The organism is Streptomyces sp. Tu6071 (assembly GCF_000213055.1).
In the GTDB taxonomy this organism is placed as follows: domain Bacteria; phylum Actinomycetota; class Actinomycetes; order Streptomycetales; family Streptomycetaceae; genus Streptomyces; species Streptomyces evansiae.
On record NZ_CM001165.1, the window covers coordinates 336,181 to 360,874 of the forward strand.

Sequence of the window (24,694 nt, forward strand, 5' to 3'; positions counted from 1 at the left end):
CCCTCCCTCCCGATCAGGCCCTCAGGAGCACGTCATGGCCCTCCCCCCGCACCCGAGCGATCCCGGGGAATACCCGGACCACCCCACCCACCCCACGTGGCCCCCGGCAGCGGCCGAGCGCTACCGCCGCGCCGGCTACTGGCGCGGACGCACCTTCGGTCAGGAGGTGACCGACTGGGCCCGCCACCGCCCCGGCCGCACCGCCCTCGTGGACGGCGCGCGCCGTTGGACCTACGCGGAACTGGCGGCGGAGAGCGGTCGTCTCGCCCTGGGGCTGCGCGGCCTCGGCATCCGGCGCGGGGACCGCGTCGTCGTCCAGCTCCCCAACGTCGCGGAGTTCGTCCTGCTGTGGTTCGCGCTCCAGCGCCTCGGCGCCGTGCCCGTGCACGCCATGCCGGGACACCGGCGCGCCGAACTGACGCACCTGGTACGGCTCTCCGGCGCCGTCGCCTGCGTCGTGCCGGACCGGCACGCGCGCCACGACCACCGCACGCTGATGCGGGAGGTCCTGGCCGGGCTCCCGGACCCGAGCGCGTGCCGGGTGGTCGTCGTCGGCGATCCGGGACCGCACGAGGACTTCGTCCCGTACGCGGACCTGCGGGCCGGGGAATCCTCCGGGACCCTCGCGGACGAGGACCCGCCGGAGCCCGGCGACCTGGCCCTGCTGCTGCTCTCGGGCGGTACGACGGGACTGCCGAAGCTCATCCCGCGCACCCACGACGACTACGCCTACAACGCCCGCGCCGCCGCCGGGGTGTGCGGCCTGGACGAGCACTCCGTCTACCTCGCCGTGCTCCCGGCCGCCTTCAACTTCACGCTCGCCTGTCCGGGCGTCCTCGGCACGCTCTTCGCGGGCGGCACCGTCGTCCTGGCACCCGACCCGAGCCCGCAGACCGGCTTCGCGCTCATCGCCCGCGAGGGCGTCACGCTCACCGCGCTCAGCCCGCCGCTCGTCCCGCACTGGATCGAGGAGGCCCGCGCCGACCCGGGATCCACCCGTTCCCTGCGCGTCGTCCAGGTCGGCGGCGCCCGCCTGCCCGACGCGCTCGCGGCACGCCTCGGCCCGGCACTCGGGGTGACGGTCCAGCAGGTGTACGGGATGGCCGAGGGCCTGCTCAACCTCACGCGCCTCGACGACCCCGCGGAACTGATCCGCACGACGCAGGGGCGTCCTCTCTCGCCCGACGACGACATCCTCGTGGTGGACCCGGACGGCGCGCCGGTCCCCGACGGGGAGCCGGGTGAACTCCTCACCCGCGGCCCGTACACCCCGCGCGGCTACTACCGGGCCGCCGCGCACAACGCGCGCGCCTTCACCCCGGAGGGCCACTACCGGACGGGGGACCTCGTGCGACGGCTGCCCTCGGGGCACCTCGTCGTGGTGGGCCGGGTGAAGGACCAGATCAACCGGGGCGGCGAGAAGATCGCCGCGACCGAGGTCGAGGAACACCTCCTGACCCACCCGCGCATCGGCGCGGCGGCTCTCGTCGGCGTCGCCGACCCCCAACGGGGCGAGCGCGCCGTCGCCTTCGTCACCTGCCCCGCGGCGCCGCACCCGGACGTCCACGAGCTCTCCCGCTACCTGCGCGAGGAGCGCGGCCTGGCGGCCTACAAGGTCCCCGACCAGGTGATCGTCCTTGCGGCGCTGCCCCTGACGCCGGTCGGCAAGGTGGACAAGAAGGCCCTGGCGGGGCAGGCGCCGGACTGAGGCACCTCGGCCGGGACGTGCAGGGGACGAGGCGAGCGGCGGCAGGGGCCCTACGCGGAACGGCCGTGTTCCGGCCCCGTCGCCCGTCTCCGCCCCACCAGCGCCTTCGTGGCGGGATGGCGGGGCTGCCGGAGCACCTCCCGCGCGGGTCCCGACTCCACCACCCCGCCCGCGTCCAGGACGACGACGCGGTCCGCGCAGCGCGCGACGGCCGCGAGATCGTGCGAGACGAGGACCAGCGTCACCCCGTCCGCACGGCGCAGTTCGTCCAGCAGGTCCACGATCCCGCGCGCCGTGTCCGGGTCGAGCGCGGAGGTCACCTCGTCGCACACCAGCACCCGTGGCCCCGCCGCGAGGGCGCGCGCGAGCGCGACGCGCTGCCGCTCCCCGCCCGAGAGGGCACCCGGCCGCCGCGCGAGCACCCCGGCGCCGAGACCGACCCGGGCGAGCAGCGCGCGCGCCTCGGCCGCCGCCCGGTCCGGGTCGAGCCCGCGCAGGGCGGTGAGAGGACGGGTCAGGGCGCGCTCGGCCGTCTCTCTCGGATTGAGCGCCCCGTACGCGTCCTGCGCCACCAACTGCACGGCCGCAGCGCGCCCTTGGCGGATCGCCCCCGGCTCCTCCCAGGCCACGGTCCCGGCGGCCGGGCGCAGCAGTCCGGCAAGGACGCGCGCCAGGGTCGTCTTCCCGGCCCCGGAGGGACCGAGCACGGCGGTGCACGTCCCCGGGGCCACCGTCAGGGCGACGTCCCGCAGCACGGGCGCGCCCCGTCCGGGCGCCGCGAAGAGCCCCGACGCACGGAGCCCTCCCGCACGCGGCGCGGCGCGGTCCGTGTCCCTCTCCCGCCCCGCACCCGGCCCGGCGGCCCACACGGCGCGGGGCGCCCCGCGGGCCACGATCCGCCCCGCCTCCAGCCGCAGGGCCTCGTCCGCGAGCGACCCGACCCATCGCGGGTCGTGGCTGACGAGCACGACGGACCGCTCCTCCTCGCGCACCGTCTCCTCAATCAACTCCCGCAGCTCCCAGGCGAGTCCGTCGTCGAGTCCGGCCGTCGGCTCGTCCAGCACGAGCAGTCGCGGCGCCCTCGCGAGCGCCGCGGCCAGCGCCACGCGCCGCGCCTGCCCGCCGGACACCTCGTGCGGGCGGCGCCGCAGGAAGACCCGGTCGTACGGCAGCCGGACGCGGGCGAGCAGTTCCGCGACCCGCTCCGGCGCCGCCGTGCGCGGCACGCCACCGCGCCGCACGGCGTCCGCGAGGTGCGCGCCGATCCGCCGCGCCGGATTGAGGGACGCCGCTGGGTCCTGGCCCACGTACGTGACGAGCCGCCCCCGCACCCGCCGCGTGCCTCCCGGGGCGAAGGGGTCGGTGCCCGCGACGCGCACCCGTCCCGCCCGCAGGCCGAGCCCCGGCCGTACGTGCCCGAGCAGCGCGAGCGCCAGACTGCTCTTGCCCGAACCCGAGCGGCCCACGACCCCCAGGACGCGGCCCGCCGCGAGCGTGAGGCTCGCGTCCGCGAGGACGGGCGCTCCCCCGCCGACCGGGCCGAGCGTGAGCCCTTCCACGCACACCGGCTCCGTATCCGTCACCGCGTCTCCTCCGCGCCCTGGCCCCGTATCCCTCACGTCGTCACCCCCGCGTACCGCCTCACCGCCGCTCACGGCGTCACCCCCGCATACCGCCCCGCCGCCGCTCACGCCGTCGCACCCGTTGCCGCGTAGCGGTCGGCGAGCAGGCCCACGCACACCGCGAGGGTCACGAGCAGGAGGGTGGGCAGGAGGAACGGCAGGACCGTGAACGAGGCACCGGCCAGGTTCTCGCTCACCATGCGCCCCCAGTCCGGTGCGGCGCCGCTCCCGCCGAGCCCGAGGAAACCGGCTGTCGCGGCGAGGTGGAGCGAGGCGACGAAGCGCAGGCCGGCCTCCGTGAGCGCGGTCCCCGCGAGGTTGGGCAGGATGTCGTGGCGGGCGACGCGCAGCGCCCCGTCCCCGCGCGCCCGTGCCGTCTCGACGTACCCGGTGGACACGACGCGAGTGGTCGCCGCGCGCAGCACGCGTACCGAGAACGGCGCGGTGGCCAGCACGACCGCGAGGACCGTGGCCAGGTCGCTGCCGGGAAAACCCGCCGCGAGCACGAGGACGAGCAGCAGCGGCGGTACCACCGCGAGGACGTCGAAGAGCCGCTGCACCCCTTCCCCCACCCGTGCCGGGAGCAGCCCGGCGAGCACGCCCGCCGCACCGCCCACCGCACTCGTGAGCAGCGTGGCGCCGCCCGCCGTCAGCACCATCCGGCGTCCGCCGCACAGCACCCGGCTCAGCACGTCGCGCCCCAAGGCGTCGGTCCCGAGGGGCAGTCCGGGTGCCGGTCCCCCGTACGCGGCTCCCACGCGCGCCTGCGGGTCGTGCGGCGCGAGGAAGGGTCCCAGGAGCGCGAGGCCGAGCACGAGGAGGGCGCCCGCCGCCGCGAGCCACGGCAGCACGGCGCGGGGGCGCGGCCCGGCACGTCCGGCTCGTTCCACGACCGTCCCGCTCATCGGCGATTCCTTCCGACCGGATCGAGCAGCCGGGCGAGGATGTCGCCCACCACGAGGACGAGCAGTACGACGGCCGCGAGCGCCGTCGCGATGCCGAGCACCATCGGTACGTCCCTGGCCGCCACCGCCCGCTGGAGTTCGCGGCCGATGCCGGGGAAGTCGAAGACGCTCTCCACCACGACCGCCCCGCCCACGAGGCCGCTCGTCGTCAGCGCGAGGCCCTGCACGGCGGGGCCCAGCGCGTTCGGCAGGACGTGCCGCAGCGCGAGCCGCGCCCCGCGCACCCCGTCGAGCCGCGCCGCCTCGACGTACGCGGTGCGGTCCACGTCGGCGACCGCCGTGCGCACGAGCCGCGTGGCCGTCGCGAGACCGGCCCCCGCGAGGGTGAGGACCGGCAGCACGAGCCCGGCCGGGGCCTGGAGCGGCGAGCCGCCGAGCGGCACCAGGACCACCCGGGGCAGCAGCCCGAGCCCCGCCGAGAAGACCGCGATCAGGAGCCCCGCCGTCACGAACTCCGGGACGCTCGCCGCCGTCAGGGCCGCGAGCGAGACGAGCCGGTCCGGGGGCCGCCCGCGCCGCAGCCCGGCCCACAGCCCGAGCCCCACGGCGCAGGGCACGACGAGGAGCAGGGTGAGCCCGGCGAGGAGCAGGCTCGCGGGCAGCCGGTCCGCCAGCACCTCCGCGACCGGCCGGTGCCCGACGAGCCCGGTGCCGAGGTCGCCTCGTACGGCCTTCTCCGCCCACGCGGCGTACCGCTCGGCGAGGGGCCGGTCGAGCCCCAGCGCGTGCCGTACCGCCGCCCGCTCCGCAGGGGAGGCGTCCGCGCCCGCGACCGCGCTCACCGCGTCCCCGGGAAGCGCCGCCGTGGCGGCGAAGACGAGGCCCGTGACCAGGACGAGCACGACGGCGGACCAGGCCGCCCGGCGGGCCAGGAAGACCGGGAAGCTCACCGCAGCGCCGCGTGCGAGAAGCCGGGGAACTGCTCGAAGAGGTCGTCGGCGATGCCGCTGACCCCGGCCGCCTGCGCGTTGAGGTAGGGCTTGAAGACGGGCAGGACGGTATTGCCCTCCTCCCACAGCTTCCGCTGCGCCTTGCCGCCCGTCCGCGTCGCTTTCGCCCCCGTACTGGCCCGCGCCCGCGCGACGAGCGCGTCCACGTCGGGACGGTTCCAGCCGAGCGCCGAGGGAGAACCGCCCGCCGTGTTCATCTGGTACGTGGGCAGCGCGGGCACAGGGACCTGGTAGGCCGCGACGAACGGCAGGCGGCTGTACGCGGCGAAGTCGGCGAAGAGCTGCCCCGCGGGCAGCTCCCGCACACTGGCGCGCACTCCGGCGGCCCGCAGGTCCTCCACGTACAGCGTCGCCGCCTCGACCATGCCCGGGGTCTCGGGCCCGGTCGTCAGCCGTATCTCCATGCCGTCGGCACCGGCCTGCTGGAGGAGTCGCCTCGCGCGTGCGGGGTCGTGGGCGCGCTGCGGCAGGTCGCGCGCGTAGTCGGGGAAGCCGAGCGAGGGCAGGTCGTTGCCGACGGTCGCCTGCCCGTGGAACACCGTGCGCACGAGCGCCTCGCGGTCCACGGCGAGCTTGAACGCCTCCCTGACCCGGGCGTCGTCGAAGGGCTTGCTCCGCATGTTCATCCGGAAGGACAGCGCGACGAGGTACGGGCTCTTCGAGGGCGCGAGCCGGACCCGGTCGTCCTTGCCGAGCGTGCGCGCGGCGACCGGCGAGAGGTCGTGCGCGAAATCGACCTGCCCGCTCGTGAGCGCGTTGAGCCGGGCCTGGTCGTCGGCGATCGAGCGCAGTTCGAGGCCGTCGAGCGACGGCCCCTCGCCGTAGTAGTCGTCGTGGCGGCGGAAGGCGGCGCCCTGCCCGGGGACGAACTCGGTGAGCCGGAACGGGCCGCAGCCCGGCGTCCGCTCGGTGATCCGGCGCGTGCCGTCCTTGACGACGAGGAAGTTGCCCTGGCACAGGATCAGGCGCCCGTCCGCGATGGGCCGCAGGGTCGGCAGGCGCACCGCGTGCGCCCCGTGCGTGCTCGCGCGCTTCAGGTCGAAGTTGAGCGCGACGAGCTTGAAGGCGGGCAGTGTGCTGGCGCCCGCGAGCCGCAGGGAGTGCAGGACGTCGGCGGGGGTGAGCCGCGAGCCGTCCGTGAAGCGCACGTCCTCGCGCAGCCGCAGGGTGTACGTGCCGAGGTCCGCCGAGATGTCGATGCCCTGGAGCACTCCGTACCGCACCCCGTCCTCGGCCTTCGGGTCCAGGTTGCCGAGCGTGCCGTGCCAGGCGCGGGCGCGCACCATGTCGAGTGCGGTGGGCCCCCGGAAGAAGTCGAGGGTCTCGGAGGCGCCGCCGCCGACGAACGCCGCCCGCAGGGTGCCGCCCGAGCGGCCCTTGCCGGAGTCGGCACCGCCGGCGGGCTTCGCGTCCTCGGAGGAGCACGCGGAGAGCAGACCGGCACCCCCGCCGAGGGCGAGCGCGGCGCCCGCGCCGGTGGCGAGGAAGCGCCGTCTGCCCGGGGAAGCGGGCAGGGAGGAAGAGGACATGAACAACTCCGTTCGGGAGAAGGGGATTCAGGAGGAGAGGCAGTGCGGCGGGTCTGTCAGTGCGTCGTGCCGTCGTGCAGGGTGATCGCCCCGGAGGGGCAGCGGTGGCGCGCCTCGCGGACGGAGGGCAGCAGCGCGGCCTCGGGGCGCGCGTCGAGGAGCCGTACGAGGCCGTCCTCCTCGTCCTGGTCGAAGACCTCGGGGGCGGCGAGCACGCACTGCCCGGCGCCCACGCACACCTCGGTGCGCGCTTCGACCCGCGGCCGGGGACCGCCGGGCGTGCTCATCGCCACCGCCCCACGAGCGGCGCGTGCGCGTACGGCTCGGCGCAGACCTCCGCGGTGTCCCAGGCGGGGAAGGGGTCCTCGGCGGGGACCGGTTCGCCCTCGCCGAGGAGGCACTCCGTCAGGGCCGCACGGAGTGCGTCGGCCCTCAACTCCGTTCCGATGAGGACGATTTCCTGCGCGTGGGGCACGTCCCGGTCGCGGACGGCGGAGGGCTCGAAGCGGGCCACCGCCCCCGCCTGCGACCACAGGCCCGTCACGTCCTCGCGCCCGCCGAGGGTGAAGAAGCCCTTGGAGCGCAGGACTCGCCCGTACCGGCCGCTGTCGATGCCCTCCGTGACGAACTCCCACAGCCGCCCGGGCTGGAAGGCGGCGGGTGAGCGGAAGACGAGCGAGGAGATGCCGTACTCCTCCGTCTCCGGGACGTGCTCCCCGTTCAGCTCCCGCACCCAGCCGGGCGCCTCCTGGGCGCGCGCGAGGTCGAAGCGCCCGGTCGCGAGCAGTTCCCGCAGCGGCACCCGGCCCCGCACCGCCGGAAGGAGGCGAGCCCGCGGATTGAGCCGGGCGAGGACCCCGCGCAGCCGCTCCGCGTCCCGCTCCCCGACCAGGTCCAGCTTGTTGAGCACGAGGACGTCCGCGAACTCGACCTGGTCCACGAGGAGATCGCTCACCGTGCGCTCGTCGTCCCCGTACGCGGCGAGTCCCCGTTCGGCGAGGTCGTCGCCCGTGTCCAGCTCGGCGAGGAAGTTCCTCGCGTCCACGACGGTGACCATCGTGTCGAGCCGCGCCACCTCGCCGAGGCTCGCCCCGTCGTCGCGCGCGAAGGCGAAGGTCGCGGCGACCGGCAGGGGCTCGGAGATCCCGCTGGACTCGATGAGGAGGTAGTCGAAGCGCCCCTCGCGGGCGAGGCGGTCCACCTCCGTGAGGAGGTCGTCCCGCAGCGTGCAGCAGATGCAGCCGTTGGTCATCTCGACCAGCCGCTCCTCGGTGCGGGACAGCGCCGCCGGGCCGCCCCGGACGAGCGCCGCGTCGATGTTCACCTCGCTCATGTCGTTGACGATGACGGCGACCCGCAGCCCCTCGCGGTTGTCGAGCACGTGCTGGAGCAGCGTCGTCTTGCCCGCGCCGAGGAAGCCGGAGAGTACGGTCACGGGGAGCGCGTGCGCGGCCACCGCGCTCACTCCTCGGGGCGCAGCAGGCCGCGCCGGTAGGCCGCCACGAGGTGCTGCGGCACGCGGTGGGCGACTCCGTCCACGGTGACGGTGACGAGCTTCGGGGCGCTCGCCTTCCACTGCGCCCTGCGGTGACGGGTGTTGGCGCGGGATGTTTTGCGCTTGGGGACGGCCATGAGGCTGCCTTTCCGGGGTGGGGATGCGGGGTGTGCGGGTGTGGCGGCGGGGCGCGGAGGCCCTCGTACGTGCCGAGGGCCCGTCGGGTGCGGCTCAGCGACCGCCGCCGCTCAGGGGCTCAGCGGCTGCCGTAGGGCAGGAGCGCCATCTCGCGGGCGTTCTTGATCGCGGCGGCGAGCTGCCGCTGCTGCTGGGCGCTCACGCGCGTGACCCGGCGGCTGCGGATCTTGCCGCGGTCGGAGATGAACTTCCGCAGCAGGTCGGTGTCCTTGTAGTCGATGTAGGTGATCCCGGCGGCGTCCAGCGGATTGGGGCGCGACGCGCGGGTGTCACGGCGGTGGTGGGTGGTGCGGGGCACGGGGAGGGCTCCTTGGTGCGGGGCGGCGGCGGTGAGCGGCGGGTGGTGGTCGGCGGCAGACGTGACGTTCAGCGGCAGTCGTGGCGGTCGGCGGCAGACGTGGCGGTCGGCGGCGGTCAGTGGACGGGGTCGAGGAACTGGTCGAACGAGGCCGGGAACTCCTTCCACGCCTCCGTGCCACCCGCCATCTCGGCGTCGGTGAGCACGCAGGAGGCGAGGAGGCCGGCGATGCCCTCGCGGTCGAGGTCCGGCGAGGTGAAGACGAGGTACTGCTCGCGGTCGCCGTGCTCGGGGTCCCAGTCGAGCGCGGCGGCGGCCCGGCGCAGCGGGGGGACGAGTTCCCAGGCCGCGTCCGGCAGTCCGCGCAGCCAGGGCCCGGACGTCTCGACGCACAGCGCGCCCCCGGCCGCGTCCCAGTGCAGCAGCGTGTCGGGCCGGTCGGCGAGCCAGAACCGGCCCCGGCTGCGTACCGCCGCGCAGCACAGCTCCTCCAGCGCCTCGAAGAGGCGTCCGGGGTGGAAGGGGCGGCGGTGCCGCCAGACGAGCGTGCCGATCCCGGCCTCGTGCGCCTCCTGCGGAAGAAGCGCCATCGCCGGGTGTTGCGCCGCCGCGGCTGCCTCGGTGTCGAAGCCCGCCCGGAGCAGTCCGGGCAGTTCGGGGGAACCGAGGGGCAAACGCCGTGCGGTGGGGTGCAGTTGCGCGAGCAGGGCGAGGTCGTCCGGGGCGTTTTCGCCGTCCTGACCGGCGAGTACGAGGACGCCCGGGTACTCCAGCTGCCGGGCGAAGGTGTCCCCCACGGTGCGCTCGTCCGTGGGCGCGGCGGCGAGACCCGCCTCGGCGAGTTCGTCGCCGTTGCCGAGGCAGGCCAGGACGAGCGCGGGATCGACGGCGGTCAGCACGTTGCCCAGCCGCAGCGACTCCCCCGCGTGCGCGACGACGACCTCGGCCATCGCGCGCGGTTCGACGGAGTCCCACAGCTCCACGACGGCGAGGCGCGTCGAGCCGTCGCGTGCGAGGCGCCGCAGCTCGGGGACCAGGTCCTCGCGCAACGCGCAGCACGCGCAGTCGTTGACGAGCGGCGTCTCGCCGGTGGCGAGCGTGCCCGAGGCGTCGCGCAGTTCACGCACGACCGCTCCGGAGGGGGCGTCGCGCAGGTCGTGGTGGAGCACGACGCTGCCGGGCACGACGCGCAGCAGGTGGGCGACGGTCCTCGCCCGCGCCTCGGCGTGGATGCCCGCCACCAGCACGACGGGCAGCGGCGCGTCCCCGGCCGTCATCGGCCGGCCCCTCGCCCATAGCGCCGCTCGAAGCGCTCGACCCGCCCGGCGGCGTCCACGACGCGCGCGGTGCCGGTGTAGAAGGGGTGGCTCGCGGAGGAGATCTCGACATCGACCACCGGGTAGGACCGGCCGTCCTCCCACTCGACGGTCCGCTCGCTCGTCAACGTCGAACGGGTCAGAAAGGCGAAGCCCGCCGCCCGGTCGCGGAAGACGACGGGGCCGTACGGGGGGTGGATTCCGGTTTTCATGGCTGTCCTTCGTGCTTGCTGAGGCCCTGCGGGGCCGCCGCGAGGCCAGGTGTGGCGCGGCGCGGAAGACAGCATACGACAATGGTTTTCATTACCGAAAGGTGGTCGGCCGGACGGGGAGGGCAGCGGTCGCGGACGGCGGCGACAGCGCGACCGAGGGACCCCGGAGCACCGGCCGACCGGGCGCCGGGACCAAGGCGCCCGCCCCAGCCCCGCGTTCGGCCTTCCCCGCCACCGGGCCGGGCGGCGGCCGTATCGCCGCATGGCCCTGACAGGAAGGACCAGGGCACAGCGGGCGGTGCGGACGAAGGGGCGGATCGAGCGGGTGGGGGAACCCCGGCACGGAGGCTCGCCGAGCGAGGGCATCGCCGTGGTCGTCGCCTTCCAGGGCCCTTCGAGCGGGCGGGAGTTCACCGTCACCAACGGCGGCGGGCCGGGCGAGCGGATCGACATGGCCTGGCGGGGCCGGGAGGTAGGCGTTGCGTACCCGCCCGGCAGGCCCCACGCGTTCCGGTTCACCAGGGCCCCCGCCGACGGCGGGCGCGGACTCGGGTGGCCGACGTTCGCGGTGCTCCTCTGCTACGCGGGCCTGGTCGTCTTCGCCGCGATCGACCGGGGCTGGCCGTCGGCTCTGCTCGGCTTCTGCGGACCCTGGGCCCTCTCGGGCCTGTTCCACCCGCCCGGGAACGTACGCGACAGGAAGCGGCGCCTCGACGCACTGACCGCCATGGCCGCCGTACCCGGCCGCGTGATCGCCGTGCTCAAGAGCATCAGCCCGGACGAGGACGGAAACGCCTCCACGCGCGTGGTGCCGGTCATCGCCTTCACCACCCTCGACGGTACGGCCGTCACGGCCTACTGCCCGTCAGGACTGCGCGACCCCGCCGGATCTCACGGCCGCGACGTCACGGTCCACTACACCCCCGAGGACCCGGCGGTCTTCACCCTGGACATCGGCGCCGAACGCCGCTCCTGGAAGACGGACATGACCGTCAACGTCGTGGGTCTCGTCGTCGTGGGGGCGGCAGCCGTGGTGGGGGCGGTCGCACTCTGACGGGGAAGCCGGGGTGTGCGCCTGGTGACAACCGGCGTGCGGGCCTGACGGACACCGCGTGCGGGCCTGGTACAAACCAGCGCGCGTGTCCACCTGTCGCCGGGCATTCGCTTGTTCGGGTGAGATCCCCCAAAACGCTTGTAGCTATGCGTAATTAGTCCATTACAGTGAGCGAGTACGGTTGATCGAGGGGAGCCCACATGCGCAGATCACTGGTGGCGGTCGCCGCCACGACACTCTTCGCCCTGGGGGCGGGCAGTGCCGTCGCCGCTTCGTGGCACTCGATGAGGACCCTGACGACCGGCGGGGCCGCGTTCAGGAACGGGCAGTACACCTTCTACCCGAAGTCCACGAACCACGGTGGCTTCGGCTTCGAGGGCGGCCTGGCGGACACCTCGAAGGGCGACGGGCACAACGTGTACGTCCAGGCCAAGGTGGAGGGCTACTCCTGGCGCCGCTTCAACGGCAAGCAGGGCAAGACCGTGCGGCTGAACAAAGTGGTGTACGACGGGGCGGCGCAGTACGTGCGCCACGCCGCCCTGCGCGTGTGCCGCGACCGAGGCTCCCTCCGCCCTGACAACTGCAGCCCGACGCGCTCGTACAAGGGCCCCGACCAGGACTGACGAGACCAGAAGCGGAGGGACGGACCGCCATGCCGGGCTGGGTGCTTCGGGCCGAGGGTGTCGAGGTCGCGTACGGGGAGCAGCGTGCCGTGGCGGGGGTGACGCTCGGGCTGGCCGCCGGGGAGACCGTCGCCGTGACGGGCAGCAGCGGGAGCGGCAAGTCCTCGCTGCTGCACTGCCTCGCCGGGATCGTGCCCGCCTCGGCGGGCACCGTCCGCTTCGGGGAGCTGGACTACGCGGCGCTGGGCGACGAGGAGTTGTCGGCCCTGCGCAGGGAACGGTTCGGCTACGTCTTTCAGCACGGTGAACTCCTGCCCGAGCTGACCGTCGAGGAGAACGCGGCGCTCCCGCTGCGGCTCGCCGGACGGCGCAAGGACGCGGCCCACGCGGCGGCGGCACCCGTCCTCCACCGGCTCGGCCTCGACGCCCTGCGCGGACGGCGCGTCTCGCGGCTCTCCGGTGGGCAGGCCCAGCGCGTCGCGGTGGCCCGCGCCCTGGTGCACCGCCCCGCCATCGTCTTCGCCGACGAGCCGACCGGCGCGCTCGACTCGGTCAACGCGGCGGCGGTGCTCGACGAGTTCCTGTCGCTGGCCAGGGACGCCGGTACGGCGGTGCTGCTGGTGACGCATGACGAGGGCGTCGCCGCGCGCGCCGACCGCCGCTGCCTCATGCACGACGGACGCCTGCGCGACCTCTCCGCCGTGCCCGCCCCCACGCCCTCCGCCGATCCCGGAGCGGGTGCGCCGTGAAGACGCTCGCGCTGGGGCTTCTCCTCGCGGTGCGCGGCGACCGCGCCACCCGGGTCCGGTTCGTGCTCATGACGGCCGGCTGCGCGATCGGCGTGGCGTGCCTGGCCGCTGTCCTCAGCATCCCGACGATCGTCGCCGCCCACGACACGCGCGCGGCGCTCCGCGACGCCGTCCCGGCACGCGAGGCGGCGGCCCAGCAGCGTGCGGAGGCACTGCCGGGGCTGCCCCTGTCCCTGGAGCGCAGGGACCCCTTCGGCTCCCGCCCCGTCACCCGCGTCTTCGTCGCACGCCCGCCGCGGGGCGGGGGCCCCACACCGCCGGGAGTGAGCCGCCTGCCCGGCCCCGGCGAAGTCCTCGTGTCGCCCGCGCTGCGCGCTCTGCTGACGGAGGCCCCCGGCCTCAAGGGCGGCCTCCCCGGGCGAGTGACGGGGACGATCGGCCCGGCGGGCCTCACCGGCCCCGACGAGCTGTACGCCTACGTCGGCCGCGCCCCGCGGCAACTCGCCGCCACCGGCAGCGAGAAGGTCCTGCGCTACGGCGCCGCGTACGCTCCGCACCCCGCGCTCGACGAAGGCACGCTCGACCCCTTGCGCTTCACGCTGTGCTGCCTCGTCCTGCTCCCCCTCTTCGTCTACCTCTCGGTGTGCGTGCGGCTCTCCGCCGAGTCGCGCTCCCGGCGGCTCGCGGCGCTGCGACTGCTCGGGCTGAGCGCGCGGGACACCGTGCGCGTGAGCGCGGTGGAGACGGTCTGCGCCGCCGCACTCGGCGCCGTCGCGGGCCTCGGCCTGTACCTCGCGGCCGAAGCGGTGGTCGCGGGGACGGGCTGGCTCGGCCTCGCGTGGTACCCGGCGGACGGACTGCCCAGCAGATCGACGCTCGTGGCCTGCCTGCTCGGCTGCCCCGCCCTCGCCCATGTCGCGGGCCGGAGACACGCGCGCGAAGCGGCACTGCGCCCCCTCGCGGTACGCCGGGGGGAACACGGGACGCGGCCCCGCCGCCGGCTCGCGGCGGTCCTCACACTGCCGGGCCTCGGCATCGTTTCCACGTACTGCCTCCTCGGGCTCGTCGACAAGGCCCCCGGACCGAGCGCGACCACTTCCCTCCTCGTCCCCGCCGGGGCGCTGCTCACCGGCGCCGGGCTCGTCCTGTCCCTGCCACCCGCGACCGCGTGGCTCGCCCGCCGTATCGCGGCCCGCACCCAGCGCGTCTCCCTGACCCTCGCCCTGCGCCACCACGAGGCCCATCCCGGCATGGCCCTGCGCGTCGTGAGCGGCCTCGTCCTCCTCGTCTACGCCGCATCGCTCACGCAGGGCGTACTCGTCGAGCTGGACCAGGTGAGCCGCCGCGCCGCGCCGAACCAGGAGTACGAGCTGCCGTACGAGCGGCTGACGCCCAGCCAACTGGGCCGCGCGGAGAGGGCGTCCGGTGTCGACGGTCGTGCTCTGGCAGCGGATTTCACGGACAGGGAGACCGCGGTCGTCGCCACGTGCGCGCAGCTCGCGACCTTCGTGCGTCCAGGCAGCGTGAAGGGCTGCGAGGACGGCGAGATCCTCGCGCTGCGCGACCCCGACGTCCCGCTCGGGCCCGAGGGGCTTCCCGGCGCGGGGCACACCCTGCGTCTCCGGGACGCGGAGGGCCGCCCGGCGGGCGAGCAGCGGCTCACGGTGCCGCGGCGCACGGTCACCGTCAGCGTCGTCCAGCCCTCCAACATCACCAGTGCCCTGGTGCTGGTCCCGCCGTCCGCGCTCCCGGCCGGAACCCACCCGGCGGCTGCGCGGCTCCTGTTGAGCAGCGCACCCGACCAGGACACCGTCCGCGCCGTGCTCGACCGTCTCGCGGCCATCGCCCCGACCATCGAGATCACCCCGGTCGGCATCGTCATCGACACCCTGAACCAGCTCACGGCCGTCAAGGGACTCCTCGGTACGGGCATGGTGCTGGGCCTCGGGATCGGCGTCGCCGCCTTCCTCGTCTCGACAGCCGATCACGCGATGAGCCGCCGCACGAGGACAGCCGCCCTCACCCTCCTCGGCATCCGGCCCGGCACCCTGCGCGCGGCGCAGAGCGCCCAAGTGGCCCTGCCCCTCGCCTGCGGCCTCACCGCCGCCCTCGTGGCCGGGAAACTCGCGGAATCCAGCTACCTCGTCACCGGCGGCGGAGCGGTCTTCTGGGACACCGCGGGACTCCCCCTCCTTCTGGCGAGCGCCCTCGTCGTCCTGATCGTCGCCACCGTGTCCTGCCTCCCGCTGGCCCGCCGGCACCTGGACCCGGAGGTGCTGCGCAAGGACTGAGAAGCGCGCCGGTCGATCGGCGGCGCTCCATGCGCACGAGGAAGGCGGCCACGAGCGGCACCGGCCGCCCACCCCGTGCGTGCTCCGGCCACCGACTCACGGCCGCTCAACCTGGCGGTCGAGCCCGCTAGTTCGACCGCATCAGCGACGGAAGATCGGCGCACAGGGACGACGGGAAGCCGGGCTCGACGCGATGTACGTCGGCGCATCCGGCCTTCGTGCCACGGGCGACCGGCTTCCAGCCCGAAGTCTCGGCCCGGAAGAACCAGCGGTCGCCGATGCTCGCGTCGCAGCCGGGGGCCGTGCCCTTGGGGCAGGCGGGGCCCACGCGTGAGAAGACGTCGAACACGAGCCACTTGCCGTCGCAGTGCTCTTCGCCGCGCGAGGTGTGGTTCGGCACGTCGAGCGTCATGACCGCCTGGTCGTAGGAGGCCGGGGTGCAGCCGGTGGGCGCGGGGTGGCAGCCGAGTTCGCCGCACAGGCGCAGGTCCGGCAGGTGGGCGCCGTCCATGGTGAACACCGTGTGGGTGTCCGTCGCCAGTTCGCGGTGGCCGAGCGGGGATGGCAGTCGTACCTTCGCCGTGGCCGTCGTGGTCTCGCGGCAGTCGGCGCGCGCGGGGCCGCCCGTCAGCGCGGAGAAGGTGACCTGCACCCACACGGTGCGGTCCGAGGTGTCGGTGACGACCGCCTTCAGACGGCGTGCGCACGTCCTCCCGCCGCCGGGCACCTCGGCATCGACGTCGAGCGCGCGCTGGTCGTCGGCGAGCCGGGCCGCGGTGACCCGGAACGGCGCGAACGTCTGCCAGTGCGGCGACTCCGCCGCGCTCGGCGGGGCGCCGGACCCGGCCCGTACCGTCCCACAGGCGCCGAGCAGCAGTACGCCGACCGCGCCCAGCAGTACGAACATGATCACTGGTCTTGCGCGTGGCACGTCCTTCGCCCCCCGAGTGGTCGTGGTCCCCGGGTGACTATAGGACGACGCGTGCACACCACGTGGGGCACCGTCACATCCGCCCGCCCGCCCCCCGACCGGCGGCGGACACGCGACGACCACCCGGCCGCCGCCGCGGCGTCAGCCCTCCAGGAGTTCGGAAAGCGCCAGGGCGGGGTCGTGCGTGGGTGGGCCCGCGGGCCACCACGTGCCGGATCGGTCGCGGTACGGGTACCAGCGCGCGTCGCGGCCGTAGCGGAGTTGCAGGCCCCGTACGGGGAGCGTCCAGTGGTTGTCGCCGAGGACCGGGGCGGGAAGGGTCTCGTCCTCCCAGCCCGTCGAGAGGGACGTGCGGGCCCGGGTGACGGCGGAGGCGTCGGGCTGCCAGGCCTCTTCGAGCACCCTCAGCCCCTCGGCCCCGCCCCAGCGCCATGCCTCGGCCGCCCGGTCCAGTTCGTCCGGCCGCCCGCAGGTGTCCCGCAGCCGCGCGGGTACCCGGGGGTCGGGGTGGGTCGCGGCGATCCGTACGGTGTCCTGCCAGCGGTCGAGTGGCGGGGGCGGCGCGTCGGCCGTCCCCAGGACGTACGCGAGGAGCCCGGCGGCGCGTGCGGCGGCGTCGGCCACCAGCCGCTCCAGCGGGTCCGCCTCGATGCCGGTGACCGGCTCGGCGGTGTCCTCGACGGGTGCGGGCAGGGGCGGGAGGTCCGGGAGCGGGACGCGCGGGAGGGCGTACGCCTCGGCGGGCGGCGTTCCCTCCGCTGTGGGGGCGTCGCTCGGCGCCGTGCCCTCGTCGGCCGGCTCGTCCTCGCTCAGCGCGCGCAGGAAGAGGACGGACCTCAGCTCCTCCAGGGCCGTCCCCCACCCCCGGCCGCGTACGAGGAGCAGAAGCCCCGGGTCCTCGTCGAGCAGCCACGAGAACTGCCAGGCCAGGGCGACCGCGTGCGCGCAGGGATGGTCCGGGGCCTCGCAGCCGCAGTCGGCGTCCAGCTCGCCGTATCCGGGGAGCAGCCCGAGCCGGGCGTCCTCCGCGGCCTCCAGGAGATCCGGCGGCAGTTCCCCCGCGAGCAGTGCCGCCGTCTGTGCGGGACGGTCGGCCACCCGCTCCCACAGGGCGTCCCACTGCTCGTTGTCCAGTTCCGGAAGCGCGAGGGCCACGGCGTACGGCTCGTCCACTTCCTCGTACACCTGGGCGGCGATGTGTCCCGGACCGACCGTCAGGGGACCGAGGAGGCCGGAGCGGGCGACGGCCTGGCCCTTGCGCGGCGTCGCACCGGCGGGCCAGCCGTCCTCCACCGCCTCCGCCCAGGCCCGGCTCCACCAGGACCGGCCGCGGCCCCGGGCGGCCCTGTGGGCCGGGAAGGCCGCGAAACCTCGCGCCCGTTCGTCGTGTCCGTCGCTCATCGCCCGCTCCTCAGCGCCACCAGGCTCGCCAGTTCGTCGTTCCCGAGCCGGCTCAGCGCCCGCTCGCCGCCGCCGAGCACCGCGTCGGCCAGCTCCCGCTTCGACTCCATCAGCGCCGCGATCCGGTCCTCGATCGTGCCCTCCGCGATCAGCCGGTGCACCTGCACGGGCCGCGTCTGCCCGATGCGGTGGGCCCGGTCGGTCGCCTGTGCCTCGACGGCCGGGTTCCACCAGCGGTCGTAGTGCACGACGTGGTCCGCCCTGGTCAGGTTGAGGCCCGTGCCCGCCGCCTTCAGTGACAGCAGGAAGACCGGCACCTCGCCGTCCTGGAAGCGGCGCACCATCTCCTCTCGCCGGGGCACCGGCGTCCCCCCGTGCAGCAGTTGGGCCGCGACGCCCCGCTCCCGCAGGTGCCGTTCGAGGAGCCGGGCCATCGCGACGTACTGCGTGAAGACCAGTACCGCGCCGTCCGCCGCCAGGATCGTGTCGAGCAGTTCGTCGAGCAGGGCCAGTTTCCCGGAACGGCCGGACAGCTCCGGCTCCCCCTCCTTGAGGAACTGCGCGGGGTGGTTGCAGATCTGCTTGAGCCCCGTGAGCAGCCGGAGGACCAGACCGCTGCGGGCTATTCCCCTGGCCGACCGGATCTCGGCCATCGTGGCGCGCACCTGCTCCTCGTAGAGGCGGGTCTGCTCGGCCGTCAGCGACACGGGGTGGTCGGTCTCGGTCTTGGGCGGCAGTTCGGGGGCCACGCCCGGGTCGGACTTGCGTCGGCGCAGCAGGAAGGGCCGTACGAGACCGGCGAGCCGCTCGGCCGTGGCGCCGGGCCCTTCGCCCCGCTCGGCGGCGGACCGCTCCGCCTCGATCGGGGCGATCCAGCGGCGCCGGAAGCGGGCGTGGGTGCCGAGCAGACCGGGTGAGGTCCAGTCGAGGAGGGCCCACAGCTCGGAGAGCCCGTTCTCCACGGGCGTCCCGGTGAGCGCGACCCGCGCGGCGGCGGGGATGAGCCGCAGCGCCCCGGCCGTGGCGGACGACGCGTTCTTCACGTGCTGGGCCTCGTCGGCGACGAGGAGCCCCCAGCGGTGCGCGCCGAGCCGCTCCGCGTCCAGGCGCATCGTCCCGTACGTCGTCAGCACGAATCCGCTGTCCGCGCCCTCGACAGTGCGCCCGGCGCCGTGGAAACGGCGCACGGCCGTGCCGGGGGCGAACCGGCGGATCTCCCGCTCCCAGTTGCCGAGCAGCGACGCGGGACACACCACGAGCGTGGGCCCGCGGGTGCCCTCGTGCTCCTGGCGGTGGAGGTGCAGCGCGATGAGCTGGACCGTCTTGCCGAGGCCCATGTCGTCGGCGAGGCAGCCGCCGAGACCGAGCGAGGTCATCCGCGCCAGCCAGTCGAGGCCCCGGAGCTGGTACGCGCGCAGGCTCGCCGCGAGCGCCGCGGGCTGCGCGACGGTGGTCTCCCCCTCGTGGGCCGTCAGCAGGGTGCGCAGGGCGCTGAGCCAGGGTCCGTCGGCGACGGGCACCTGTTCGCCGCCGATCTCCGCGTACCCGGTGAGAGCGACCGCGAGGGCCTCCACGGCGGTGAGCGGTGGCAGTGCGCGGTTCCGGGCCTTCCGGGCGAGTGCGGGACCGATGAACACCTGCTCGCCCCGGACCGGGACCACCGGACGTCCCGCCCCGGCGACAGCCTCCGACTCCTCGTCGGTGAGCGGATCGCCGTCGAGGCAGAGCTGCCAGCGCAGGTCCACGGTGCCGTCCTCGCCGAGGAAGGCGCGCATGTCGGCCGGAGGGGTGCGGTCCCGGCCCACGACGGCTCGCGCGCTCAGCCGCCCGCCCGTCCCGGCCGGCCAGTGCACGGGGACGCCGTGCGCCCGCAACCGGGCCCCCGCGCCGCCGAGCAGATCAACGCACTCCTCGTCGGTGAGGTCGATGCGGCGGGGCACCGGCAGCAGCCGGGCGAGCGGTTCCCACAGGGTGGCCGCGCGGCGCACGGCGCGTACGGTGTCGGCCTGGGCGCGCGGGCCGAGCAGGTGGGGGGTGCCGTCGAAGAGGTCCGAGGCGGTCACTTCGACGGTCGGGTCCGCGAGGTCGGACACGAGGGGGACGAGGTGGGGTCCCGACGCGCTGTCCTCGCCGTCGCCCAGTCGTACGGAGAGCGCGATCCGTACGCCCGTGTCCACGCCGACCGCGATCTCCTCGGCCCAGGCGCGTAGGTGCGGCACGTGCTGGGGAGCCGCGGCGGCGAACGCCGCGCGTCCTGTGGCCGCTTCGGCAGCCGGGGTGCGCGGGAGGGTGTCGGCGACGGCGTCCAGGAAGGCGCGCAGCAGGCGGTCCGCGGGAGGCAGGAGTCCGCTCCCCGGGGCGGGGACGGCCAGGGCCTCCGGCGGCGCGGCGGCGGCCAGTTCGCGCAGCCGCAGGATGTCCGCCGGGTCGAGCGGGCCGACCCGCCAGGCGTCGTGGTCGCCGTCCGAGACACCGGGCAGGAGCCGTTCACGCGCCGTCAGGTGGAGGGCGAGGGCGAGGGCGGCGCCCCAGAAGGCCGCCGCGTCGTGGACCCCGTCCTCTCCGTACCGGCGCCGGGCAAGCGCCAGGACGGGCAGCGCCTCGCCGACCGACAGCCACAGCACCGGGGCTTCGCGCAGCCCCTGGGCCGTGACGAGCCCCGCCTTCGACACGACCGTGCCGGGCGAAGCGTCGGCGAGCCCCCTCTCCGGCACGACCGTGCCGGGCGCTGCGGGCGGGACCGCGCCGTCCGGGTCCCAGAACGCCAGCCGCCCGGTGCGCGGCGGATCGGCCGGTTCGAAGGCGACCGCGTACCGGGCGAGCCGCCCGGCATCCTCACGCGCCGTCCACACAATGGGCCCCCTGCTCCGTAGGTCCGACGGCCGGTGCGACCGATCCGGCACGACGTGTCCGGCGATCCGGTTCCCGCCGACCGGATTCGGCGCAAGCTAGACCCGTTCCCCCCATTAGTCAAACTTGACTACAGGGCGCTCCGTGCGTCCTCCGCTCCTTGCGCGAGGGCGTCAGCGCTCGTCCCGCGGATGGCGCTCGCCGGTCGCGTACGGGTTCGGCTCGCCGTCCGCGAGCACCGCGTGCACCCCGGCGAACGGGTCGCCCTCGTCCGCGAAGGTGTACGCCCCGCCCTCCAGGCGCCGGATCAGCCCGTCCGTCCACGCGGCGCCCGCGTCCGCCGAGTGCACCCAGAGGTTCATCAGCTCGCCGATGTGCCCGAACTGCCCGGGACCGTCCTGCGGCGCGTAGTACTCGGTGACGGTCCTCCGCCACTCCCTGATGGCCCGCGCCCGCTCGCGCAGCAGCTCCAGCGCCTCGGCGCGCTCCAGGTCGACGAGGAAGCCGAGCGCCGCCGCGAGCACGTCCGGCTTCTGGTCGTACGCGGTCAACGACGCGCGCAGCAGCCGGAAGTACTCTTCCGTGCCCGTGGCCGTCATCTCGTACTCGGTCCTCGGCGGGCCACCGGCCGTGGAGGGAGCGATCTCGTGCGCGTGCAACAGCCCCTGCCTGCCCAGTTGCTTCAGCGCGTGATAAATCGACCCGGGCTTGGCGCTGGACCACTCGTGGGCACCCCAGTACTCCAGGTCGTTGCGCACCTGGTACCCGTGGGCCCGCCCGTGTCGCCGCACGGCTCCCAGCACGAGAAGACGGATGGCTGACATGCGCTCCAGGTTAAGGGCACGCGCGCAGGGGGTGCGGGGGTCGCGTCGGAGGGTCCGGGGGACGGCGTGCTCACGGCCGCGGAAGCGTCTTGATCAGGGGCCCGCGAGGGCGGTTCAGGGCAGGTACGGGCGCGGGAGGCGCCGCGCGCCGCGACGGCTCGCGACATTCGTCCTGCCGGTCGCGCGCTGTCCGGGCACCGTCGCGAGGTGCGCGCAGGCGCCGCCTCCCGAGGCGCGGCGTACGGCGCCCGGTACGGTCGCGGCGAGACGCAGCCGACGGGCGAGCCCGCTGAGGTGCAGGACGCGACGGGCGACGGGGTAGGGCGCGGCGACGCACAGCACGGTGCCCCGCTCCCCCGTACGGGTGCGGGCGCGCAGCAGGAGGCGCAGGGCGTCCGGGGTGACGATCCGCGACCGGACGTGCACCACGACGAGGCGCGCCGCCGCGCGGTCGAGCGCCGTGAACAGCGCGGTCTCGGCCTCCTCCTCGTTGTCGAGGTCGACGAGACCGTCGAACGGTACGACGAGCACCGCGTCGGTGGTGGGGGCGGTGTCAGCGGGCATGGTGGTGTTCCTCATGGAACTCCTCCGTGAACGGGTGTTCCTGTGCGGCCGCTGCCTGACCTCACGTCCGAGTGTGCCCCCGCGCGCTCGGGACATGCAAAGGAAACGGTGACGGATTCCGGGCCGGGCGGGGTACGGACCGGCGCGGTGCCGCGTGTCGACCGGGTCGGCCGGGGTACCCAGGCGCGTACGGCTTTCCGTTCCGGGCTTCCTTGCCCGTCCCACTACTGCTCCAGGAGGCATTCATGCGCGCGCTCGGCCTCGTCTGCACTCTCAACCCCTCCCCGAAGCGCTCCAGCAGTCACCTGCTCGCCGAGCAGGTGATGGCGGAGCTGGACCGGCTCGGCGTGGAGACCGAGGTGGTGCGGGTCGCCGATCACGACGTGCGGCCCGGGGTGGGCCTGGACATGGGTGAGGGGGACGCCTGGCCGACGCTGCGCGAGAAGGTGCTCGGCGCGGACATCCTGCTGCTCGCGACGCCGATCTGGCTCGGGCACCCCTCCAGCCTGTGCCAGCGGGTCCTGGAGCGCCTGGACGCCGAACTCTCGGAGAGCGACGAGGAGGGGCGGCTGCTCACCTACGGGAAGGTGGGGCTCGTCGCCGTCGTCGGCAACGAGGACGGGGCCCACAAGGTGAGCGCGGACCTGTTCCAGGCGCTCGACGACGTGGGCTTCTCGCTGCCGCCGGGCGCCGTGACCTACTGGGTGGGCGAGGCACAGCACGGCACCGACTACCAGGACCTGGCGGAGACACCCGAATCGGTGGCTTCCACGACGCACACGCTCGCCGTCAACGCGCACCACCTGGCCGGGCTGCTGCGCGCGCACCCCTACCCGGCGAGCTGAAACATGGGCGCGGGTCCGGAGCGCGACGCACCGTCGGCCCGCGACTCGGGCGCGCCCGTCGCTGTCGCGGCGCACCGCGTACGCGGTGCGCCGACGAGGTGGCGAACCCGGCGGGAGACCCGTCTCACCGCTTTCGAAGCCGTCAACGTGCCGGTTCGGCGCCGCGTGGGCCGAGCCGCCGGTTGCGCCCGCACGCCGTCCGGCCGCGGACGGCCCCCGGAGCCCCTCACCCTCGCGCCTGTCCGGCGGCCACACGCGCCCGTGCGTGGAGGTACTCCAGGGCGTCAAGGACCACCGTGCGGCGGTGCCAGTCGAGCCACTCCCCCGCCTGCGCGAGCAAGAGGTCCAGGGCCTTCCATTCGATGTCCGTCGGCTCGGCGCCCCCGGCGGCCCCGTACACGGTCAGGACGCCCGCGCCCTCGCCGCTCAGCGACGGCAAGGGCACGTACCAGGCCCGGTCGATACCGGCCGCGCCGAGCGCCCGCCGGGTCGCCTCGTCCAGCCGCTCATCGGCGAGCCCGTCCACGAGCGCGATACGGGCGCCCGCGCGCAGCGCGTCCGTCGCGGGTCCCCGGTCGGCGCCGTCCGGGGCACGCGTGAGGTGGTCGAGGAGCGCGTCCGGGATGCCCTGCTGGGCCTCGTACTGGAGGCCGATGAGCGGGTCCACCACGTGCAGCAGTCCGCTTTCGCCGTGGACGCAGCGCAGCCCCGCCTGGAGCACCGCCTCGGCGAAGGCGCTGCGCGGCACCCGGCTGCGGCGCAGCCCCGGGGCGAAGGCGAGCGGCGGCGCGGGAGCCCTGGTGCGGCCGGGAAACCACTGGGGGCTGTGCTCGGCGGGACGGGGCGCGCTCAGGAAGACGGAGGCGAGGGTGCGGAGTTTGACGTTGTGCCGCTGGGAGCTGACGCGCAGCAGGTCGAAGGCCGCGTCGGCGTCGGACAGTCCGTAGCGCTCCTGGAGGATGCCCTGCGTCTGGGCGATGAGCGGGCGGGTGCGCAGGTTCGCGCGCAGATCCCGCAGTTCGGCCGCCGCGCCCTGACCGGGCGGCCTCGCGCCGTCCTCGCCGGCCGCGCTCCAGGCGCCGGTGAGGACGAGCGGCTGGAGGCGTCCGGGGCCGTCGGACCGGCCGCCGTCGAGGACGAGGCGGACGAGCCACCGGGCGGCGGTGTCCGAGAGCTGGGCGTCGGGGCCGAGTTCGACCGCGATGTAGGGCCCGGCCGAGACGGCCCTGGCCTCTTCCAGACAGCGGGTGAACGCGGGCCACGCCTCCTCGTCCAGCTGTCCGGTGAGACGCACCGTCGTCACCTCGGCGGAGGGCCACGACCGGGCGGTGCGGGACAGCGTGAAGGGGCTGGGGGCCACGGATACATCTCCTGAGCAGCGTGAAGCGACAGGCCACGCTGCTGGACCCGTGGAACACCCTAGAGTATCGAGCGCCCGTCCGCGCGCCGGGCCCTGCCGTCTCTCCCGCTCACGGCGGCTCCGGGCGGTACGTCAGGTGCGGGAGGTCCAGGCGCCCTCCTGCGGAGGAGTGCCCGAGACGCCCTCGACGAGGCGCGTGCACAGGTCCCGCAGCTTGATGTTGCGGTTCTGCGAGGCCACGCGGAGGTAGGCGAACGCCTCTTCCGCGGTGCAGCGCTGCTGACCCATGATCACGCCCATGGCCTGGTCGATGACGGTGCGTGAGCGCAGTGCGGCCTGGAGGTCGGCGGCGAACCGCTGGGCGTCCGAGAGGCGTACCGCGAGCACGAGGCCGCCCGCGGCCTGTGCGGCGAGAAGTCTCAGCGCGTGGACGTCCTCCGCGGAGAAGGCGTCGGGGGCCGGGGCGTAGAGGTTGAGCGCCCCGGCCATGCCGTCCCGTTCGCGCAGCGGCAGCGAGAGCGAGGAGAGCGTGCCGTGCGCGGCGGCGAAGGGCGGGTAGTCTCCCCAGCGCTTCTCGGCGCGCATGTCGCTGACGTGCACTTCCTTGTCGTTCCGGAGGGCTTCCAGGCACGGGCCGTCGTCGATGTCGTACTGCTTGTCGTCGAGCGGAGGCGCGCTCGCGCCCGCGCTCGCGACGGTGAAGGGGCGTCCGTCCCGTTCCAGGGTGACGCCGCAGCCGTCCGCGCCGGGGGTGCGCCGCCGGGCCTCGGCGGCGACTTCGGCGAGGAAGGCGTCGAGGGTGTCGGTCTCCAGGAGGAGCGACTGCACGTCGAAGGGCACGTGCTCTGCCATGGGGCTCTCCCTCCCGCCGGGCTCCGGCGTGCCGCCGGGACCGGCCGGGTGCTGGGG

The 24,694-nt window shown here is 75.1% G+C and carries 23 protein-coding genes; 6 read left to right on the forward strand and 17 right to left on the reverse strand.

Going from position 1 to position 24,694, the window contains the following annotated elements; all coding sequences use genetic code 11:
- Nucleotides 1–34 precede the first annotated feature (34 nt).
- Nucleotides 35–1,708 (forward strand): (2,3-dihydroxybenzoyl)adenylate synthase, encoded by a 1,674-nt coding sequence (locus STTU_RS01360; protein WP_007819056.1) that lies wholly within the window; start codon nt 35–37, stop codon nt 1,706–1,708.
- A 50-nt stretch (nt 1,709–1,758) separates the two neighbouring features.
- Here the strand turns inward: STTU_RS01360 and STTU_RS01365 are convergent, their stop codons facing one another.
- The 10 genes from STTU_RS01365 to STTU_RS01410 all read right to left on the reverse strand — a co-directional run bounded on the left by STTU_RS01365 (nt 1,759) and on the right by STTU_RS01410 (nt 10,293).
- On the reverse strand, nt 1,759–3,291 hold the full coding sequence (locus tag STTU_RS01365; protein ID WP_043253724.1) for an ABC transporter ATP-binding protein: 1,533 nt from the start codon (nt 3,289–3,291) through the stop codon (nt 1,759–1,761).
- Nucleotides 3,292–3,395: 104 nt separating this feature from the next.
- Entirely contained in the window at nt 3,396–4,235 is an 840-nt protein-coding gene (locus STTU_RS01370; RefSeq protein ID WP_043253726.1) for an ABC transporter permease, read from the reverse strand.
- Entirely contained in the window at nt 4,232–5,185 is a 954-nt protein-coding gene (locus STTU_RS01375; RefSeq protein WP_043253727.1) for an ABC transporter permease, read from the reverse strand. The genes STTU_RS01370 and STTU_RS01375 overlap by 4 nt, the downstream gene beginning before the upstream one ends.
- Complete coding sequence (locus STTU_RS01380) at nt 5,182–6,774, reverse strand: ABC transporter substrate-binding protein (protein WP_007819064.1); 1,593 nt, start codon at nt 6,772–6,774, stop codon at nt 5,182–5,184. Before STTU_RS01380 ends, STTU_RS01375 begins: the two co-directional genes overlap by 4 nt.
- 56 nt (nt 6,775–6,830) lie before the next feature.
- Nucleotides 6,831–7,061 (reverse strand): ferredoxin, encoded by a 231-nt coding sequence (locus tag STTU_RS01385; RefSeq protein WP_052862452.1) that lies wholly within the window; start codon nt 7,059–7,061, stop codon nt 6,831–6,833.
- On the reverse strand, nt 7,058–8,230 hold the full coding sequence (locus STTU_RS01390) for a GTP-binding protein (RefSeq protein ID WP_007819066.1): 1,173 nt from the start codon (nt 8,228–8,230) through the stop codon (nt 7,058–7,060). The genes STTU_RS01385 and STTU_RS01390 overlap by 4 nt, the downstream gene beginning before the upstream one ends.
- Before the next feature lie 5 nt (nt 8,231–8,235).
- Nucleotides 8,236–8,406: a 50S ribosomal protein L32 gene (rpmF, locus tag STTU_RS01395; RefSeq protein WP_007819067.1), complete on the reverse strand. Its 171-nt coding sequence runs from the start codon at nt 8,404–8,406 to the stop codon at nt 8,236–8,238.
- A 119-nt stretch (nt 8,407–8,525) separates the two neighbouring features.
- Entirely contained in the window at nt 8,526–8,765 is a 240-nt protein-coding gene (gene rpsR, locus STTU_RS01400) for a 30S ribosomal protein S18 (RefSeq protein WP_007819068.1), read from the reverse strand.
- A gap of 116 nt (nt 8,766–8,881) precedes the next feature.
- Nucleotides 8,882–10,042: a CobW family GTP-binding protein gene (locus STTU_RS01405; RefSeq protein ID WP_043253730.1), complete on the reverse strand. Its 1,161-nt coding sequence runs from the start codon at nt 10,040–10,042 to the stop codon at nt 8,882–8,884.
- A complete protein-coding gene (locus STTU_RS01410; RefSeq protein ID WP_007819070.1) occupies nt 10,039–10,293 on the reverse strand; it encodes a type B 50S ribosomal protein L31 in 255 nt (84 codons plus the stop codon). The genes STTU_RS01405 and STTU_RS01410 overlap by 4 nt, the downstream gene beginning before the upstream one ends.
- Nucleotides 10,294–10,555: 262 nt before the next feature.
- Between STTU_RS01410 and STTU_RS01415 the strand changes: the two genes are divergently transcribed.
- The 4 genes from STTU_RS01415 to STTU_RS01430 all read left to right on the forward strand — a co-directional run bounded on the left by STTU_RS01415 (nt 10,556) and on the right by STTU_RS01430 (nt 15,010).
- A complete protein-coding gene (locus STTU_RS01415) occupies nt 10,556–11,347 on the forward strand; it encodes a DUF3592 domain-containing protein (protein WP_234019110.1) in 792 nt (263 codons plus the stop codon).
- Nucleotides 11,348–11,562: 215 nt separating this feature from the next.
- On the forward strand, nt 11,563–11,970 hold the full coding sequence (locus STTU_RS01420; RefSeq protein ID WP_007819072.1) for a hypothetical protein: 408 nt from the start codon (nt 11,563–11,565) through the stop codon (nt 11,968–11,970).
- 29 nt (nt 11,971–11,999) lie between these two features.
- Nucleotides 12,000–12,719 (forward strand): ABC transporter ATP-binding protein, encoded by a 720-nt coding sequence (locus tag STTU_RS01425; protein ID WP_043253732.1) that lies wholly within the window; start codon nt 12,000–12,002, stop codon nt 12,717–12,719.
- Entirely contained in the window at nt 12,716–15,010 is a 2,295-nt protein-coding gene (locus STTU_RS01430; RefSeq protein WP_052862304.1) for an ABC transporter permease, read from the forward strand. The genes STTU_RS01425 and STTU_RS01430 overlap by 4 nt, the downstream gene beginning before the upstream one ends.
- A gap of 127 nt (nt 15,011–15,137) precedes the next feature.
- On the opposite strand, the gene STTU_RS01435 is transcribed toward STTU_RS01430, so the two are convergent.
- The 5 genes from STTU_RS01435 to STTU_RS01455 all read right to left on the reverse strand — a co-directional run bounded on the left by STTU_RS01435 (nt 15,138) and on the right by STTU_RS01455 (nt 21,580).
- Nucleotides 15,138–15,923, reverse strand: a complete 786-nt coding sequence (locus STTU_RS01435) for a hypothetical protein (protein ID WP_007819078.1) — start codon at nt 15,921–15,923, stop codon at nt 15,138–15,140.
- Nucleotides 15,924–16,082: 159 nt separating this feature from the next.
- Entirely contained in the window at nt 16,083–17,342 is a 1,260-nt protein-coding gene (locus tag STTU_RS01440; protein WP_043253733.1) for a hypothetical protein, read from the reverse strand.
- Nucleotides 17,339–20,194 (reverse strand): DEAD/DEAH box helicase, encoded by a 2,856-nt coding sequence (locus STTU_RS01445; RefSeq protein ID WP_007819083.1) that lies wholly within the window; start codon nt 20,192–20,194, stop codon nt 17,339–17,341. The genes STTU_RS01440 and STTU_RS01445 overlap by 4 nt, the downstream gene beginning before the upstream one ends.
- A gap of 171 nt (nt 20,195–20,365) precedes the next feature.
- Nucleotides 20,366–21,016 carry a PadR family transcriptional regulator gene (locus tag STTU_RS01450; RefSeq protein WP_007819085.1) on the reverse strand — a complete coding sequence of 217 codons (651 nt, stop codon included), beginning with the start codon at nt 21,014–21,016 and terminating at the stop codon, nt 20,366–20,368.
- A 114-nt stretch (nt 21,017–21,130) separates the two neighbouring features.
- Nucleotides 21,131–21,580: an STAS domain-containing protein gene (locus tag STTU_RS01455; RefSeq protein WP_234019111.1), complete on the reverse strand. Its 450-nt coding sequence runs from the start codon at nt 21,578–21,580 to the stop codon at nt 21,131–21,133.
- A gap of 245 nt (nt 21,581–21,825) precedes the next feature.
- Between STTU_RS01455 and STTU_RS01460 the strand changes: the two genes are divergently transcribed.
- Complete coding sequence (locus STTU_RS01460; RefSeq protein WP_007819090.1) at nt 21,826–22,425, forward strand: flavodoxin family protein; 600 nt, start codon at nt 21,826–21,828, stop codon at nt 22,423–22,425.
- 226 nt (nt 22,426–22,651) lie between these two features.
- On the opposite strand, the gene STTU_RS01465 is transcribed toward STTU_RS01460, so the two are convergent.
- A complete protein-coding gene (locus tag STTU_RS01465) occupies nt 22,652–23,785 on the reverse strand; it encodes an ANTAR domain-containing protein (protein ID WP_007819097.1) in 1,134 nt (377 codons plus the stop codon).
- Between the two features lie 132 nt (nt 23,786–23,917).
- Nucleotides 23,918–24,637 (reverse strand): GAF and ANTAR domain-containing protein, encoded by a 720-nt coding sequence (locus tag STTU_RS01470; protein ID WP_007819099.1) that lies wholly within the window; start codon nt 24,635–24,637, stop codon nt 23,918–23,920.
- Nucleotides 24,638–24,694 lie beyond the last annotated feature (57 nt).

What these genes read in the sequence shown, in the direction of transcription:
- STTU_RS01360 (WP_007819056.1), top strand. Translation starts at nt 35, where the DNA reads ATGGCCCTCCCCCCGCACCCGAGCGATCCCGGGGAATACCCGGACCAC.
- STTU_RS01370 (WP_043253726.1), bottom strand. Translation starts at nt 4,235, where the DNA reads ATGAGCGGGACGGTCGTGGAACGAGCCGGACGTGCCGGGCCGCGCCCC.
- STTU_RS01380 (WP_007819064.1), bottom strand. Translation starts at nt 6,774, where the DNA reads ATGTCCTCTTCCTCCCTGCCCGCTTCCCCGGGCAGACGGCGCTTCCTC.
- STTU_RS01385 (WP_052862452.1), bottom strand. Translation starts at nt 7,061, where the DNA reads ATGAGCACGCCCGGCGGTCCCCGGCCGCGGGTCGAAGCGCGCACCGAG.
- rpmF (WP_007819067.1), bottom strand. Translation starts at nt 8,406, where the DNA reads ATGGCCGTCCCCAAGCGCAAAACATCCCGCGCCAACACCCGTCACCGC.
- STTU_RS01405 (WP_043253730.1), bottom strand. Translation starts at nt 10,042, where the DNA reads ATGACGGCCGGGGACGCGCCGCTGCCCGTCGTGCTGGTGGCGGGCATC.
- STTU_RS01410 (WP_007819070.1), bottom strand. Translation starts at nt 10,293, where the DNA reads ATGAAAACCGGAATCCACCCCCCGTACGGCCCCGTCGTCTTCCGCGAC.
- STTU_RS01415 (WP_234019110.1), top strand. Translation starts at nt 10,556, where the DNA reads ATGGCCCTGACAGGAAGGACCAGGGCACAGCGGGCGGTGCGGACGAAG.
- STTU_RS01425 (WP_043253732.1), top strand. Translation starts at nt 12,000, where the DNA reads ATGCCGGGCTGGGTGCTTCGGGCCGAGGGTGTCGAGGTCGCGTACGGG.
- STTU_RS01440 (WP_043253733.1), bottom strand. Translation starts at nt 17,342, where the DNA reads ATGAGCGACGGACACGACGAACGGGCGCGAGGTTTCGCGGCCTTCCCG.
- STTU_RS01450 (WP_007819085.1), bottom strand. Translation starts at nt 21,016, where the DNA reads ATGTCAGCCATCCGTCTTCTCGTGCTGGGAGCCGTGCGGCGACACGGG.
- STTU_RS01455 (WP_234019111.1), bottom strand. Translation starts at nt 21,580, where the DNA reads ATGCCCGCTGACACCGCCCCCACCACCGACGCGGTGCTCGTCGTACCG.
- STTU_RS01460 (WP_007819090.1), top strand. Translation starts at nt 21,826, where the DNA reads ATGCGCGCGCTCGGCCTCGTCTGCACTCTCAACCCCTCCCCGAAGCGC.
- STTU_RS01470 (WP_007819099.1), bottom strand. Translation starts at nt 24,637, where the DNA reads ATGGCAGAGCACGTGCCCTTCGACGTGCAGTCGCTCCTCCTGGAGACC.